The following is a 15,111-nucleotide window of genomic DNA, read 5'->3' as shown; positions in this document are numbered from 1 at the left end:
CGGCTCTGTGTCGGGCGTTCTTCCTGGGTACGCCGGGTGCTCAGGCCCCGGGGGGCCGTGCCATCCAGGCCCGCCAGGGCCTGACGATCATCTCCCGGTAGGTGTGGTGCGACGGATTCCGTCCCGCGTGCCGGAACGTCCAGCCCTGCGCCTCGCCGACGTCCTCACCGGGCTCCGAGCTCTCCTCGCACACCGCGCACTGCATGGCGTAGGTGACGGGCTCCGCGTCCGGCTCCATGTCCGGCTGCAGGGTCCAGTCCCCGAATGTGAAGACGCTGCGTGTGCTCAAAGCCCCCACCTGCTTTCCGTCTTGCGGTCCGGTGTCCGTGTCGCGGTACGGGTCCGCCGCACCTCCACCTCGGAGGCGGGCCGGGCGCACTCGGGCGGGCAGTCCCACTCGAGCCCGCCTTGGGGAGGACGTAGCTGTAGGTGGCCGGCGTGCCGGTCCATGACCTGGCCGAGACGGTCGGTGCGGGTGTCCACGACGTAGGTGACGGGAGTGGGAGCGGTGACGGGCGGGGGGTTCTCATTGCTCACGCCCTTATAGATGCCCACTGAGACGGGGCCTGATCAGTGACGAAGGGGGTACGCGGCGTTGGTGCGGGGGACGGGGCCGGTCGGCAACCCGTCGCGCGACGTGGTGAGTTGTCGCCGCGGGGGTGTGGGTCCAGCCCTTCCCTGTCACGTCAGGTGCTGTTGAAGATACAATGAGTCACCATTTCCGGTGAGGGAAGGTGGTGAAGCGTGGCGACAGCGGAGAAGCCCGGCTTTCCGGAGGCCCCCCTCCCGCCGGTCAACTCGCACAACGAGTGGGACCCGCTGGAGGAGATCATCGTCGGGCGTCTGGAAGGCGCGACGATCCCCTCGGACCATCCGGTCGTCGCCTGCAATCTCCCGCCCTGGGGGGCGCGACTGCAGGGGCTCGCCGCCGGGTTCACCTATCCGCGCGTGATGGTCGAACGGGCGCAGCAGGAGCTGGACCAGTTCATCGCGCTCCTGGAGTCCCTCGACGTCACGGTCAGGCGCCCGGACGTGGTCGACCACCGGCGCCGCTTCGGCACCCCCGACTGGTCCTCGCGCGGTTTCTGCAACTCCTGCCCGCGCGACAGCATGCTCGTGATCGGTGACGAGATCATCGAGACCCCGATGGCATGGCCGTGCCGGTATTTCGAGACCCACTCCTACCGCGAGGTCCTCAAGGACTACTTCCGGCGCGGAGCACGCTGGACGGCGGCGCCCAGGCCCCAGCTCACCGACGCCCTGTTCGAGAAGGATTTCCGTATCCCCGGGGCCGATGAGCCCATGCGCTACATCCTCACCGAGTTCGAGCCGGTGTTCGACGCCGCGGATTTCGTGCGCGCGGGCCGCGATCTGTTCGTGACGAGAAGCAATGTCACCAATCGCATGGGCATCGAGTGGCTGCGCCGCCATCTCGGGCCGGGCTACCGCATCCACGAGGTCGAGAGCCGCTGCCGCACGCCCATGCACATCGACACGACGTTCCTCCTGCTCGCGCCCGGCAAGGTGCTGGTCAACCCCGAGTACATCGACGTCGACCGCCTGCCCGACGTGCTGCGCTCATGGGACGTCCTGATCGCCCCCGAGCCCGAGCCGCTCGACGGGCATCTGCTGAAAGCCACCTCGATGTGCGGCAAGTGGCTCAACATGAACGTGCTGATGATCGACGAACGACGGGTGATCGCGGAGCGGCATCACACCGGCATGCTGCGCGCGCTCGAAGGATGGGGCTTCGAGCCGATCCCGTGCGACCTGCTGCACTACGCGCCGTTCGGCGGCTCGTTCCACTGCGCGACGCTCGATGTCCGACGGCGCGGCACGCTGGAGTCGTACGTCGACTGACCGGCCCGCCGGTCGTCGTCGTCCGAGCGGTGGCGCGGCCTCGCCGCCGATGCGACAGGGCCGCCACCGTCCGGCGGGCGTCTAGTCGACGATCCCGGCTGCCCGGGCCTCGATCAGCCACTCCGGGAACTCGACCATGAGCTCCTTGTAGAGACCCGCGTCCGTCAGGGCGCGGGGGTCGCGGCCCGCGTGGAAGAAGCCCGCGTTGTCGATGACGCGCTTCTCCGGGACGGCCAGGTCGTCCAGCTTGCGGAGGAAGTCGAAGCCGCGGGCCTCGGGGTCGCCGAAGCCGACGAACTGCCAGAAGATCGGGAGCTTCGCCGCCGCGCACAGGGCGCGTTCGGCGGCGGCCTTGCTGGTGGGGGCGCCGTCGGTCTGGAAGATGACGAAGGCGGGGTCCTTGGCGCCGGACTTCTCGTAGTGCGCGACCACGGCCTCGATGGCCCAGTGGTAGTTCGTACGGCCCATGTGGCCGAGGCCGTCGTGCAATTCCTGCACCCGGCCCGCGTAGTTGGTGAGGTCGAGGTCGGCCGTGCCGTCGACGTCGGTGGAGAAGAAGACGACGGGGACCGTGCCGTCGTCGTCGAGGTTCGCGGAGAGGCCGAGGGCCTGCTCGGCGAGGTGCTGGACCGTGCCGTCCTTGTAGTAGTTCCGCATGGAGCCGGAGCGGTCGAGGACCAGGTAGACGGCCGCCCGCTGGCCGGTGAGGCCCTGCTTCTCCAGGGAGGCGGACGCCGCCTTGTAGAGGCTGACCAGCCCGGGCGCGGACTGCTGGATCTTCTCCAGGGAGATGGCCGGGGCGGCGGCCGGCTCCGACGTCGGAGCCGGCGCGGGAGCTGTCACGGGAGCCGTCGTCAGAGCCGTCGTCAATGCCGGTGCGGGCTCCGGTGTCGGGCCGGGGGCCGGTTCCGGGGTGGGCGTCGGCTCCGGGCCCGGGGCGGGCTCGGGCATCGGGTCGGGCTCCGGGGTGGGGACCGGCTCCGGCTGCGGGATCGGCTTGGGCGACGGCATCGGAGTCGGTTGGGGCTCCGGCTGCGGGCGCGGGTCGGGCGTGGGAACCGGGCCCGGGATCGGATCGAGCGGCCCCGGGTCGGGAACGCGCTCGGCCGTGACGGGGGACGCGACGGGCTCAGCGACAACTGCCTCAGCGGCGAGCGGCTCAGCGGCGGCCGTTTCCGCGGTGATCGGCTCGGCCTCGACCGTCTCCCCGACGACGGGCTCGGCCTCGACCGTCTCCGCGACGACCGGCTCCCTCTTCACCGGCTGCGCCGGAAGCGGCTGCGTCGGCAGTACCGGGGGCGTGGCCGCCGGGTGGAACTCCTCGGTCGCCCCGATCTCCTCCGTGGAGACCCGCGGCTTCGCGATCGTGTCCGCCACCGGCGCCTGTGCCGGGTTCACCTCGGCCGCCGGTGCGGGCACGGTGGCGGATACGGACTCGGCGGCCCCGGCACTGTCGACGGTGTCCGGCCCCGCGTTCTGCTGGGGCAGGCTCGGTTCGTCGCGATCGGCCTTCCTGGACCGGCCGAACGCGTTCCTCAGCAGACTCCGAATGCCCATGTGGAGAAGTCCTTCACGTGTCTCGGGTGCGATGAAATGTCCGTAGTGGGGTGATAAGTCCCAGGGCGGGACGGCTACGTAAGGCTAGCCGTCAAGCCCTGCCCGGCGTGTTCGACCCTCGCGAGCCGTTTCGTGCGCCACCCTCAGGGAGCGCATCTGCTACGTCCCAGTGGTCTCAAAGGTCGTTACCCGTCGCTTCCGCACTCATACCGTCAGGCGGTCCGACCACCACATCATCGGTGCATCACACCGCGTCCGGGATCCAGTTGCCGTGCAGCCCGAGCGGCACCCGCACCGGCAGATGGATCCGGGCCACCGGCCCCGCCGCGATGTCCTGGGCGGCCAGCACGACCAGGTCCGTGGCGCCGCGCTCCGCGTCGAAGGCGTAGGACATCAGCCAGCCGTCGTCCTCCGCCGCCCCCGGCCGCGACGGTACGAACACGGCCTCGCCGATGTCGCCGCCCGGGGCGACGCGGTACTCCTCGCTCGTGCCGCGCTCCAGGTCGTACTTGACCAGCCCGGCCGGCACGCCGTACCCCGCCGCCTCCGCCACGGCGTAGCCGAAGCGGTGGCGGGCCGTGAGGCGGCGCGGGTCGACGCGCGGGAACTCCACCGCGCGGTCGTCGATCCGCAGCCGCCGGACCCGGCCGGCCACCGGGTCGACGGTCCAGCGCTCCAGATACGCGGGCCGCTCGCCCGGGCCCGGCCGGGGCCCGTCGAAGAGGCGGTCGTAGCGGACGAGGTGGAGGGTGATGATGCCGTCGCGCTCGTAGGCGTTCATGGGGTGCAGGACGAAGCAGGGGTCGATCTCCAGCCAGCGGACGTCCGCCGGCCCGCCGTCGCGGGGGAGCACACCCAGCCGGGCGGCGCGGCCGGGGTCCCAGGCGTACGGGAAACCGGCGGCCGGCCGGCCCGTGTGGGGGGTGAAGACGACCGGCAGGTCGTACAGCACGACGTGCCGTTCGGTGAGGGAGAAGTCGTGCATCATCGGGCGGCCCGGCACCGGGATGTCGACCCGGCGGCGGACGCAGCCGTCGACCCCGGCCACGAGGTACTGCACATACGGCCAGGCCCAGCAGTAGGCCACCGCGTGCAGCTCGCCGGTGGCCGGTTCGACGACGGCGTGCGCGGCGAGGCCGCCGGGCAGGGTGCCGTGGAAGTCGAACGGGCCGATCGTGAACAGCTCGTCGTCCAGCTCGTACGGCAGCGCGCCGCCCTCGACGAGCGCGAGGTAGTGCCCGGCGAAGTTCAGGATGTGGGTGTTGGGCGCGAAGTCCATGTCCAGATGGCGCGGCCCGTGCAGCAGCTTCTCGCCGAGCCGCCCGGCGACCGCGTCGGAGCGCACCCAGCGGTTGCGGTACCACTCGGCACGGCCGTCACGCAGCCGCACGCCGTGCACCATGCCCTCGCCGCTGAACCAGTAATGGGCGGCCGGCCGCTCGACGCTCAGCGGATTGGGGCCGTTGCGGAGATACCGGCCGCGCAGGGACTCCGGGATGCGGCCGGTCACCGGCAGGTCGACAGCGATGATCTCATCGTGGACGGGTGCGAAGTGGCCGCTGAGATACGGATTGCCGAGGGCGTCCTGGGCGACCCTTCGCAAGGAACCCCCCGTCGCGCTTCCGGTGTCGCCCTCGCCCTTGCGTGCTGTGCTTTTACGGCCCTTGGCCCCGCGCTCGTCGGTCATGCCGCCCTCCAACGGCCCGCCCCCGCGCGGCCGTTCTTCCACCATCCAGCGGAAGGGCCGGTTCGGCCAGTCTCCTCACCCTGATCCCGTCATCTGACGCTATCGGCGGTCATGCATTGTCATCTGCCGCCATACGGTGTCACCGGCGCAGGGGGCGCGTGACCACCAACAGCTCGGGCTCCGGCGCGGGCGGCCGGATCCGCCCGACGGCCTGCCAGCCCCAGGCGCGGCAGGCCGCCCGCGCCGCCTCCGTGCCCGGCGCGAGGAACCCGGCGGCCAGCGCCGCGCCCGTCCCCGACAGCAACCGGTCGTGCAGCCGCTTGCCGATGCCGCGGCGCCGGCGCCGCGGCAGGACCATCAGCTCGGCGACGGCGAAGACCCGGCCGGCGGCCGTCAGCTCCTCCAGCTCCTCGGGGACGGGTCCCACGAATCCCCGCCAGTGGGCTCCGTCCCGCGTCACCGGGAATCCGTACGCGCAGCCGACCGGCCCGCCGTCGTCGGCGACGACGAGGTCGAAACCCGGCAGCGCGGCGTGCTCCGCCAGCCGGTCCATGAACCGGGAGCGGCCGTCGAACGCCTCGCCCGGGGGTTCGTCGTACGCCGAGCCGTGCAGATCCGCGAGCTGCTCGCGGTACTGATCGGCCTGCCAGCGGCTCAACCTGCGCAAGAAGACGTCGCCCATGCGACCTTCCTGCCCAGTGCGGCCCACGGCCACCCGCGCGGGGACCGGGGTAACCGGGTGTGGCGGGCTGTCGTTTTCCGTGGCGGCGCAGGGAACGGCATGGGTCGGGCAGACCACGGGCAGGACAAGAGCTGGGTAAGAAATGGGTGCAGGGCAACCTTTTCCACCCGTTCCCGCCTCTTCTTCGGTGAACATGGCTCGACCGAACATGAGTACCCACCACGGGGGCAGGGAGTTGAGGGGCACATGGGCCTGACCAGTCGGTCGCTCTTGTATGCGGTGGCGTTCGCGGCCGTGTTGTGTGTGGCGCTGATGGTCTGGCTGTGGCCCCGGCTCGCCGGGCGCGGACCGCTGCCGGTGCTGGGGCGGCTCGGCGCCATCGTGCTGACGCAGCTGTCGCTCACGGCCGTGCTGGCCCTCGCGGTGAACATCAGCATGGGGCCCTTCTACTCCTCGTGGAACCAGCTGCTCGGGCGGGTCGACAAGTCGCCCGTGAACGTCACCGGCTTCAGCAAGAACGGCGGGTACGGCACGGTCGGGGCCACCAAGGGCGGGCTGGTGCAGCCCACCGGCCCGAACGGGCTGGACAAGGTGCACGGGCTCCCGAAGGGCCCCGAGGACCAGGTCGGCAAGGTGCAGTCCGTGCGCATCATCGGCCGCCGGTCGAACGTGATCAACCCGGCCTTCGTCTATCTGCCGCCGCAGTACTTCCAGAAGCAGTACGAGCGCCAGCGCTTCCCCGTGATGGTGGCCATCAGCGGCTACCCCGGTGGCACCGTGAGTCTCGCCCAGCACCTCCAAGTGCCGCAGACCGCGGCCAAGTTGCAGGCGGAGAAGCAGCTCCAGCCGACCGTGATCGTGATGGTCTCGCCGACCATCGCGCCGCCGCGCGACACCGAGTGCGTGGATGTGCCGGACGGTCCGCAGGCCGAGACGTTCTTCACCAAGGATCTGCCCGAGGCCCTGCGCAGCAGCTACCGGGTCGGCCGTGACGCCAGCGCCTGGGGCGCGCTCGGCTATTCCTCGGGCGGCACCTGCGCCCTGGAGCTGGCGATGCGGGCGCCGGATGTCTATCCGACGGCGGCGGCGCTCTCCCCCGACTACAGGATCAAGAACGATCCCACCACCGGCAATCTCTTCGGCAGCGGTGAGAAGGGCAAGCAGCGTCAGCGCGAGCACGATCTGATCTGGCGGCTGGAGAACATGCCGATTCCGCGTGCGTCGGTGCTCGTGGCCAGCAGTGAGAAGGGCGAGAAGAACTTCAAGGACACCAAGAAGTTCCTCGAAGCGATCAGGCCGCCCATGACCAAGGCGAGCATCATCCTGCCGGAGGGCAGCCATCACTTCACGACCTGGCGGCGGGAGATCCAGCCGGCGATGAAGTGGATGGGCGAGCAGCTGACCTTCCCGCAGGACGTCGTCGACAACCGCAAGCCGTCGGACCGGCGCGACCCCGTCAAGAAGGACTCCGACAAGAAGGACCCGGCGCCGGTCACGCAGGACGACGCCAAGAGGAACGAGGACGAGCAGGAGTAGGAAGCAAGGGGGCGACAGGGGAGGGGCGGCGCTCGGCCCGCCTCAGTTCAGCGACACGGTCTGCGGTATCGGTTCCTCGGTTCTCGCGTCCTCCCGCGGTATCGCCGTCTGCGCCGCTGCCGCCGTCGTGATGGCGCAGGTGAACAGCAGCTCGTCGTCCTGGTGGCCGCTGACGTGGGTGACGGTGGAGCCCGCGGCGTCCGCCTCGCCGCGCTCGGCCGCGATCCAGCAGGGGCTGCTCAGCTCGGCGTAGCGGTGGAAGGCGCTGGTGAGGGCCGTGGGGCTGACGGCCGAGCCGGGGTCGAGGGCCATGGCCGCCTGGCGGGCCGCTTCCAGCAGGACCATGCCCGGGATGTGGTCGACGGGGTGGTCGAAGAGGATCGGGTGCCGTATGTCGGCGCGCAATTGCCAGCGGCCGGAGCGGCGGGGCCCCGCGCGCAGGGGCTCGACGGGCCGTCCGCAGCTTCCGCAGCCGTCCGCGTCGGCGGCCGAGAGGACGACGTCGAAGGCCGATGCCCGGCCGACGTGCTGGGGGAAGACGGGTGAGCCCAGGGTGGTGGGGGGCCCGGGCAGCCGGGGCCCCCGCAGTCTGCGGTAGACCTCGGGCGAGGTGCAGGTGAAGCCGGCGCCGCCGGTCGCGGCGAGCAGGCCGTCCCGGCGTAAGACCACGTCGTAGCGCATTCCGGCGAACGCCCCGCCCCGACGGCGCACTTGGGAGCACGTCACGTCCAACTCCAGCTCCGCCGGAGCGAATCCGACCCCGAGCCGCTCGGGGCGGGCCGTGTAGTCCAGGCTCCACATGAGGAACTGGTGCCCGAGGGGGACGTCGAACTCCGCGTGCGCGAGCAGTGATCCGATCTGCCGGACCGTCTCCGCGATGAGCATCGGGTCGTGCCGCGCACCGTGCCGGGTGTCATGGACGGGGGTGAAGAAGCTGTGCCCGCGCGGCCATTGGGCCGAGACCTGGAACCGCAGCTCGTCCACCCGGCGCCAGCCCGTCAGCAGCACCTCCGCGACGGCCGCCCGGTGGACGAACTCCCGTGGCACCGTGGTGGTCAACCGCGGCTCGCTCGGCGTGATCGGTGCGGGTACGGAGGTCTGGGACATGGCTCCCCCTGGATCAAGTGCTGCGCGGCCGAGTGGCCTCGGAACGGGAACGGAAGGAATGGGAAGATACGTACTGGCCGGTTTTATTTCCACCTGCTCGCTTCTCTACCATACGAGGTAGTTGAGGATCCCTCAGCTCCCGTGTGACCTAGCTCTCGCTTGTTTACATTCGTACTGGACGGTTTTATTCGGGCCGGTCAGCCCCCTCGCCGTCCACTTCCGGAGGACCCCATGACCCGTACAGCCGAACCGCTGCGTCACTTAAGGCTGGCCGCCGTCAATATCGACGGCGTCCTGCTCAACGACACCTTCAGCCCGGTGATCCATCAGTTCGTCACCAGCCGGGGCGGGCGCTACACCGCCGATGTCGAGAGTGCCGTGTTCTCCCAGCCCCGTCTCGTCGCCGCGCGGGCGTTGGGTGCGATGGCGGGTGTGCCGTGGACCCCGGAGAAGGTCCTGGAGGTCTATTTCGAGGAGCGGGCCGCCTACCTCGAACAGCATCCGCTCCACCTCCTCGACGGGGCCGTGGACTTGCTGCGGCGGCTGCGCGCCCTCGGGCTGCGCACCGTCTGCTACGGCGGCCTCGACGCCGGTCATTTCCAGCGCCACCTCGGGGAGTTCGCCGATCTGTTCGACGGCCCCGGCTATGTCTGTACGAACGACTTCCGGCCAGGCGTCCACGAGATCGTCACCGACGTCTTCGGGCTCGAACACGACGAGGCGCTGTTCATCGACGACGTGGCCCGCGTCGCGGAGGCGGCACGCTCGCTCGGCACGGCCTTCATCGGCCACCCGCCCCACTTCGCCCACGGCTTCCAGGGCGAGTTGATGCGCGCGGCGGGGGTCCGGCACATCGTCGACTCCCTCCCGGCCATCGACGAGCCGCTGCTGCGCGCTCTCGACACCGAGGCCGCCGCCGGGACGCTCTGGACGTCGCCGGCCACCACCACACACGAGACGGAAGGGCTCCCGCGATGACCGGTGACCACAGGACGGACGGGGCCGGCGGGCTCCTGCGCGGCAAGGTCGCGCTGATCACGGGCGCCAGCAGCGGCATCGGGGCCGCGGCGGCACGGGTGTTCGCCCGGGAGGGCGCCACGGTCGTGCTGACCGCCCGCCGCGAGGAGCGGCTCCGCGACCTCGCGGCCGAGCTGCGCGCGCAGGGCGCCGAGGCCGCCCATGTGGCGGCGGACGTGACCCGCCGCGCGGAGACCTTGCGGGCCGTCGCGTTCGCCGTCGAGCGCTACGGACGGCTGGACGTGGCCTTCAACAACGCCGGCTACGGCGAGGGGCGCACGCCCCTGCACCTCATGGACGACGACGTCTACGACCGCATCATGGACATCAACGTGCGCGGCGTGTGGAACTTCCTCCGCGACGAGATCGCCGTCATGCTCGACGCCGGCACCGGTGGCGCCATCGTCAACACCAGCAGCGTCGGCGGTCTGCTGGCCACCCCGGTGGCCGCCCCGTACGTGGCCTCCAAGCACGCCGTGATCGGTCTGACCAAGGCCGCCGCCGCGGAGTACGCGGCCTCCGGCATCCGGGTGAACGCGGTGGCCCCGGGCACCACGCGCAGCGAGGTCGTCGAGGACTGGTTCGCGAAGAACCCGGGGATGGAGGAGGCCCTGCACGCGGCGACGCCACAGCCCCGGACCGCCGCGCCGGAGGAGGTCGCCGAGGCGGCCGCCTGGCTCCTCAGCGACCGGGCCTCTTTCGTGACCGGTGCGACCATGCCGGTGGACGGGGGCTTCACAATGGTGTGAGTCTGGTGCGTCCCCGCTCGCTCGCTCGGCCCGGTCGTGGCCCCGGAGTTGATAGCATTACGTACTTGCCGGTTTGGTTTTCAGGGGGGCGATGAGCGGCATGCGGGACACGCGTCTCGCCCCACACCGCCGGGACGCGGTGCGGGCGACTTACTGATTCGGAGGCACACCGTGGCAAAGCAGGACCGTGCGATCAGGACTCGGCAGAACATCCTGGAAGCGGCCGCGGTGGTGTTCGACCAGAAGGGCTACGACGCAGCCACGATCACGGAGATCCTGGCGCGGGCCGAGGTCACCAAGGGCGCGCTGTACTTCCACTTCACCTCGAAGGAAGAGCTGGCCCTCGCCGTCATCGACGCGCAGGTGACCCAGGCCCCGCCCATGCCCGACCTGCCCGGCAAGTCCAAGATGCAGGAGATGGTGGACATGGGCATGCTCTTCGCCCACCGGCTGGCCGATGACGCGCTGCTGCGCGGCAGCGTCCGCCTCACCCTGGAGCACGGCTCGACGAGCCTGAACCGCAGCGGCCCGTTCAACGGCTGGACGCAGTTGCACACCCAGGTGCTGGTCGAGGGCCTGGAGCGGGGCGAGGTGCTGCCGCACGTGGTGCCCGCCGATACCGCCGAGTTGATCGTCGGGGCGTACGCCGGCATAAACACGATGTCGCAGGCGATCAACAACCGCGCCGATCTCGAGCGCCGGGCCAGCGTGCTCTACGAGCACGTGATGCCCAGCGTGGTGGTGCCCTCGGTGCTGGCCCGGCTCGACATGGCCCCGGGGCGCGGTGCCCGTGCCCTGGCCGAGGCCGAGCGGCTGCGCGAGGCCAAGGTGCGCGAGGCGGCCGCGGAGGCCGCCGAGGCCGAGCGGACGGCCACCCCGGTCGGCGTCGCCTGAGCGGCACCGCGGCCGGGGCGCCCGCCGGCGGGCGGGTGCCCGGACAGGCCCTAGAGCCCGCCCGCCCGGGGCAGGTCGTAGGGCGACGCGGGGACCCGGCAGGGGCCCAGCGTGCCCGTCGGGCGGAGCCCGCCGGGCGCCGCCACCCCGGGGAGCACGAGCTGCCAGAACTGCGCGAGCCAGTCGCGGCCGGTGTCGCGGGGGCCGTCCGCCGAGCAGGGCGCGTCCGGGCCGGGTGGGGTGCGGACCAGCAGTTCGGTGCCGGTGGCCATGGTCAGGGCCAGGGCCGTGAGGGTGCGCGGGTCATGGCCCGGGGCCAGGGCGTGATCACCCTCCGCCCGGCGCAGCACGTCCTCCAGCAACTCCCGCCACAGCACGGTGCAGTCGTAGGCGGCGTCCGGTGCGTAGTCGAGCTCGCGGGAGAGCCGGATACCGGCCCGGACGACCACATGGTGTTCGAGCAGATGCGCCAGGACGTGCGTCATGTCGATCACGGTCTGGAGCGTCGGCGGGCAGGCGTGGTCGAGGGCGGTCAGTGCCTCGCGGGACGAGGAACAGGCTGTCGACTGCACCGCGCGGGCCAGGTCCGCCTTGGTGGCGAAGTGGAAGGACAGCGCTCCCTTGGTCACCCCCGCCGCCTCGCTGATCGCGTTGAGCGACGCGCGCTCGTATCCGACGTGATCGAACACGTCCGCCGCCGCGGTCAGTAACGCGCCGCGGGTTCGTTCGGCCCTCTCCTGCTTTGCCACGTGCTACCTCTGCCGGGTCGTCAGGGACGGCCGGACGACGAAGGCGGTCCGGCCGCGAACAGTGAACTCCAAAACCAACCTGTCGGTATTGTAATGCGCCCTCGATCACCGGCGAAGCGCCTTTGCCTCAGGGGCACGGGCGGGCGCAAGCCGACACCCTTGCCCGGCGGGCAGGTTGAGGGGTTTCCCTCGCCTTTACGGACGTGTCGCCGAGGCTCCCGCCGAGCAGGTGGCGGTTTGTTAGCGTCCGCCGTGGGGCGCCCCGGTGCCGGGGCGCACCGGCCCGTACCGAGGTATCAGGGAGTCACCGCATGCCGTCGCACCGCGCCGAGCCGCCCACCGACCGCTTCCGGCTGCGGCCGCGGCGGGATGCCGCGCTGCCGGACCGGCTCGCCCGCTCGGCCGCGACGACCGAGGGCGCGCGGCTGCGCACCGAGGACTTCGCCGGCTGGCTTGCCGGTCGAGGCCGGGCCCACGCCTTCCAGGTCGACCGGATCCCCTTCGCGGACCTGGACGGCTGGTCGTTCCAGGACGGCACCGGAAACCTCACCCATCGCAGCGGCCGGTTCTTCACCGTCGAGGGGCTGAAGGTCACCGGCGGCCCGAGCCCCTACGGGAGCTGGCAGCAGCCGGTCATCCGGCAGCCCGAGGTGGGCATCCTGGGCATCCTCGCCAAGGAGTTCGACGGGGTCCTGCACTTCCTGATGCAGGCCAAGATGGAGCCCGGCAACCGCGAGCTGCTCCAGCTCTCGCCGACCGTGCAGGCGACCCGCAGCAACTACACCAAGGTCCACCGAGGCGCGGACGTGAAGTACATCGACTACTTCGTCCGACCCGACCGGGGCCGGGTGCTGGCCGACGCCCTCCAGTCCGAGCACGGCGCGTGGTTCTTCCGGAAGTCCAACCGCAACGTGATCGTCGAAGCGGTCGGCGAGGTGGAACTGCTGGACGACTTCTGCTGGCTCACCCTCGGCCAGATCGCCGAGCTGCTCCACCGGGACAACGTCGTCAACATGGATTCCCGCACGGTCCTCGCCTGCCTCCCGTTCGCCGACCGCCACGCCGGGGCCCTGCACTCCGACAGCGAGCTGCTGTCCTGGTTCACCACCGAGCGCTCCCGGCACGACGTGGTCGCCGCGACGGTGCCGCTGAACACCGTCCCCGGCTGGACCCGCGGCGAGAGCGCCATCGAGCACGACGAGGGGCGCTTCTTCCGCGTCGTCGCCGTGTCCGTCCAGGCCGGCAGCCGTGAGGTGAGCCGCTGGACCCAACCACTGTTCGAACCCGTCGGGCTCGGCGTGACGGCGTTCGTGACCCGCACCTTCGGCGGGGTGCCGCACGTGCTCGCCCACGCGCGCGTGGAGGGCGGTTTCCTCGACACCGTCGAACTCGCCCCCACCGTGCAGTGCACCCCCGGCAACTACGCGCACCTGGCGGAGCAGGACCGGCCGCCCTTCCTCGACCTCGTCCTGAACGCCGACCCCGCCCGGATCCGCTACGAGGCCATTCACTCCGAGGAGGGCGGCCGCTTCCTCAACGCCGAGAGCCGCTACCTCCTCGTCGAGGCCGACGAGCGGGAGGCGCCGCGGGAGGCCCCGCCGGGCTACCTCTGGGTCACCCCCGGCCAGCTCACCTCGCTCGTCCGGCACGGCCACTACGTGAACGTCCAGGCCCGCACCCTGCTCGCCTGTCTCAACGCGGGAGCCCTGCCGACGGCGGTGGGTGCCTGATGACCCCGCTGCGCTTCGGCACCCTGGGCTGCGCCGAATTCGCCCGCCGCAGGATGCTGCCCGCCATGGCCGCCGGCCCCGACACCGAGGTGGCCGCGGTCGCCAGCCGGGACGCGGCCAAGGCGGCGGAGACGGCCGCCAGGTTCGGCGGCACCGCCGTCCACGGCTACGCCGAGCTCCTCGAACGGGACGACGTCGACGCCGTCTACGTACCGCTGCCGCCCGCCCTGCACGCCGAGTGGGCCGAGAAGGCGCTGCTGGCGGGCAAGCACGTGCTCGCGGAGAAGCCGCTGACCACGGACGCCGCCCGGACCGGGGAGCTGTTCGACCTCGCCCGTGACCGTGGGCTGGTCCTGATGGAGAACGTCATGTTCGTCCATCACTCCCAGCACACGGTCGTGGCACGGCTGGTGCGCGACGGCGCGATCGGGGAACTGCGGGCCCTGCACGCCACGTTCACCGTCCCCCGGCTGCCCGAGGACGACATCCGCTACCGCCGCGACCTCGGCGGCGGGGCCCTGTGGGACATCGGGATCTATCCGGTGCGCGCGGCCCTGCACCTGCTGGGCGACCGTCTGGAGCTCATCGGCGCCCAGCTCACCACGGGCGCCGGGCGCGAGGTGGACACCGCCGGAACCGCGCTGCTGGCCACCCCGGAGGGGGTCGCCGCACAGCTGACCTTCGGCATGGACCACTCCTACCGCAACACCTACGAGCTGGCGGGCAGCGAGGGCCGGATCATCGTCGACCGGGCCTTCACCCCGCCCGCGGACCACAGCCCGCTGCTGCGCGTCGAGCGGGCCACCGGTACCGAGGAGCGACGCCTGGAGGCGGAGGACCAAGTGGCGGCCACCCTCGCCGCGTTCGTCGCCGCGGTGCGCACGGGGAGCCCGGGACCGGACCGCGCGTGCCGGGCGCAGGCCGCGCTGCTGGACGCGATCCGCGCGTCAGCCGTCGTCGCGGGTTGAGTCCAGGATCTCCAGGCCGACGTCGAGCAGGGCCTTGCGCTTGGTCTCGGCGTCGCCCTCCAGCCTGGCCGTGGTGAACGCCCCGAAGTGGACCGTCAACAGCGCGCTGGAAAGGCGCACCTGATGAGCGAGGGGGGCGTCACCCGCGTGCATCAACTGGGAGATGGTGATCACCCGTTCGGTGAGCTTGCGGCCCACGCCCAGTTCGCGCAGCGCCGCCTGGTTCTCCTGCAGGATGCTGTAGAGCGGGGCGGCCTCGCGCAGGGCCGAGCTGTAGCGGGCGAGCAGCTCCCGCTTGGTCTCCAGGGTGGGGGGTTGGGCCTTGCCCCAGGCGATGAGCTCGTCGACCGGGCGGCCGAGCTCGTCGGAGATCGCGGTGAGGATGTCCTCCTTCGTCTTGAAGTGGTAGTACAGCGCGGCCTTGGTGACGCTGAGCGCCTCGGCGATCTCGCGTAGCGAGGTCTTCTCGTACCCCTGCGAAACGAAGAGTTCCAGGGCCGTGCTCTGGATGCGCTCGCGGGTGTCGCTCCTGCGCGCCTGGGGGGTGCTGCCCATGGGCTCTCTCTCCTGCGTTC

At 71.4% G+C, this 15,111-nt stretch carries 15 protein-coding genes; 7 read left to right on the top strand and 8 right to left on the bottom strand.

From position 1 onward, the window contains the following. Nucleotides 1–40: 40 nt before the first annotated feature. Together AB8O64_RS17620 and AB8O64_RS17615 are read right to left on the bottom strand one after the other, a co-directional pair. Nucleotides 41–298 (bottom strand): hypothetical protein, encoded by a 258-nt coding sequence (locus AB8O64_RS17620; protein ID WP_356455973.1) that lies wholly within the window; start codon nt 296–298, stop codon nt 41–43. After that, complete coding sequence (locus AB8O64_RS17615) at nt 286–537, bottom strand: hypothetical protein (RefSeq protein WP_365392876.1); 252 nt, start codon at nt 535–537, stop codon at nt 286–288. Before AB8O64_RS17615 ends, AB8O64_RS17620 begins: the two co-directional genes overlap by 13 nt. Nucleotides 538–744: 207 nt before the next feature. Here AB8O64_RS17615 and AB8O64_RS17610 point away from each other — a divergent pair, with 207 nt between their 5' ends. Then, complete coding sequence (locus AB8O64_RS17610) at nt 745–1,860, top strand: amidinotransferase (RefSeq protein ID WP_370419956.1); 1,116 nt, start codon at nt 745–747, stop codon at nt 1,858–1,860. Between the two features lie 81 nt (nt 1,861–1,941). On the opposite strand, the gene AB8O64_RS17605 is transcribed toward AB8O64_RS17610, so the two are convergent. The 3 genes from AB8O64_RS17605 to AB8O64_RS17595 all read right to left on the bottom strand — a co-directional run bounded on the left by AB8O64_RS17605 (nt 1,942) and on the right by AB8O64_RS17595 (nt 5,786). Next, entirely contained in the window at nt 1,942–3,417 is a 1,476-nt protein-coding gene (locus tag AB8O64_RS17605) for a VWA domain-containing protein (RefSeq protein ID WP_370419955.1), read from the bottom strand. Nucleotides 3,418–3,661: 244 nt separating this feature from the next. Continuing rightward, nucleotides 3,662–5,104 (bottom strand): carotenoid oxygenase family protein, encoded by a 1,443-nt coding sequence (locus AB8O64_RS17600; protein ID WP_370419954.1) that lies wholly within the window; start codon nt 5,102–5,104, stop codon nt 3,662–3,664. A gap of 139 nt (nt 5,105–5,243) precedes the next feature. Further along, nucleotides 5,244–5,786: a GNAT family N-acetyltransferase gene (locus AB8O64_RS17595; protein WP_370419953.1), complete on the bottom strand. Its 543-nt coding sequence runs from the start codon at nt 5,784–5,786 to the stop codon at nt 5,244–5,246. Nucleotides 5,787–6,032: 246 nt separating this feature from the next. On the opposite strand from AB8O64_RS17595, the gene AB8O64_RS17590 reads away from it, so the two are divergent. Continuing rightward, nucleotides 6,033–7,322, top strand: a complete 1,290-nt coding sequence (locus AB8O64_RS17590; protein WP_370419952.1) for an alpha/beta hydrolase — start codon at nt 6,033–6,035, stop codon at nt 7,320–7,322. A gap of 42 nt (nt 7,323–7,364) precedes the next feature. Here the strand turns inward: AB8O64_RS17590 and AB8O64_RS17585 are convergent, their stop codons facing one another. Then, the gene (locus AB8O64_RS17585) at nt 7,365–8,429 is read right to left on the bottom strand and encodes a ScbA/BarX family gamma-butyrolactone biosynthesis protein (protein WP_370419951.1); all 1,065 of its coding nucleotides are present in this window, start codon (nt 8,427–8,429) and stop codon (nt 7,365–7,367) included. 231 nt (nt 8,430–8,660) lie between these two features. Between AB8O64_RS17585 and AB8O64_RS17580 the strand changes: the two genes are divergently transcribed. The 3 genes from AB8O64_RS17580 to AB8O64_RS17570 all read left to right on the top strand — a co-directional run bounded on the left by AB8O64_RS17580 (nt 8,661) and on the right by AB8O64_RS17570 (nt 11,089). Beyond that, a complete protein-coding gene (locus AB8O64_RS17580; protein ID WP_370419950.1) occupies nt 8,661–9,407 on the top strand; it encodes an HAD family phosphatase in 747 nt (248 codons plus the stop codon). Beyond that, complete coding sequence (locus AB8O64_RS17575) at nt 9,404–10,195, top strand: SDR family NAD(P)-dependent oxidoreductase (protein WP_370419949.1); 792 nt, start codon at nt 9,404–9,406, stop codon at nt 10,193–10,195. Before AB8O64_RS17580 ends, AB8O64_RS17575 begins: the two co-directional genes overlap by 4 nt. 171 nt (nt 10,196–10,366) lie before the next feature. After that, nucleotides 10,367–11,089: a ScbR family autoregulator-binding transcription factor gene (locus AB8O64_RS17570; protein WP_370419948.1), complete on the top strand. Its 723-nt coding sequence runs from the start codon at nt 10,367–10,369 to the stop codon at nt 11,087–11,089. A 50-nt stretch (nt 11,090–11,139) separates the two neighbouring features. On the opposite strand, the gene AB8O64_RS17565 is transcribed toward AB8O64_RS17570, so the two are convergent. Then, a complete protein-coding gene (locus AB8O64_RS17565; protein WP_370419947.1) occupies nt 11,140–11,838 on the bottom strand; it encodes a ScbR family autoregulator-binding transcription factor in 699 nt (232 codons plus the stop codon). 311 nt (nt 11,839–12,149) lie between these two features. On the opposite strand from AB8O64_RS17565, the gene AB8O64_RS17560 reads away from it, so the two are divergent. Beyond that, nucleotides 12,150–13,568: an NDP-hexose 2,3-dehydratase family protein gene (locus tag AB8O64_RS17560; RefSeq protein ID WP_370419946.1), complete on the top strand. Its 1,419-nt coding sequence runs from the start codon at nt 12,150–12,152 to the stop codon at nt 13,566–13,568. Beyond that, entirely contained in the window at nt 13,568–14,536 is a 969-nt protein-coding gene (locus AB8O64_RS17555) for a Gfo/Idh/MocA family protein (protein ID WP_370419945.1), read from the top strand. The genes AB8O64_RS17560 and AB8O64_RS17555 overlap by 1 nt, the downstream gene beginning before the upstream one ends. On the opposite strand, the gene AB8O64_RS17550 is transcribed toward AB8O64_RS17555, so the two are convergent. Next, on the bottom strand, nt 14,516–15,091 hold the full coding sequence (locus tag AB8O64_RS17550) for a TetR/AcrR family transcriptional regulator (RefSeq protein WP_370419944.1): 576 nt from the start codon (nt 15,089–15,091) through the stop codon (nt 14,516–14,518). The two genes, AB8O64_RS17555 and AB8O64_RS17550, sit on opposite strands and share 21 nt — an antisense overlap. Between the last annotated feature and the right edge of the window lie 20 nt (nt 15,092–15,111).

The organism is Streptomyces sp. QH1-20 (assembly GCF_041283565.1).
Taxonomy (GTDB): Bacteria; Actinomycetota; Actinomycetes; order Streptomycetales; family Streptomycetaceae; genus Streptomyces; species Streptomyces syringius.
The sequence above is the reverse complement of the archived record's forward strand: the minus strand, read 5'-3'. Positions and strand labels throughout refer to the sequence as shown.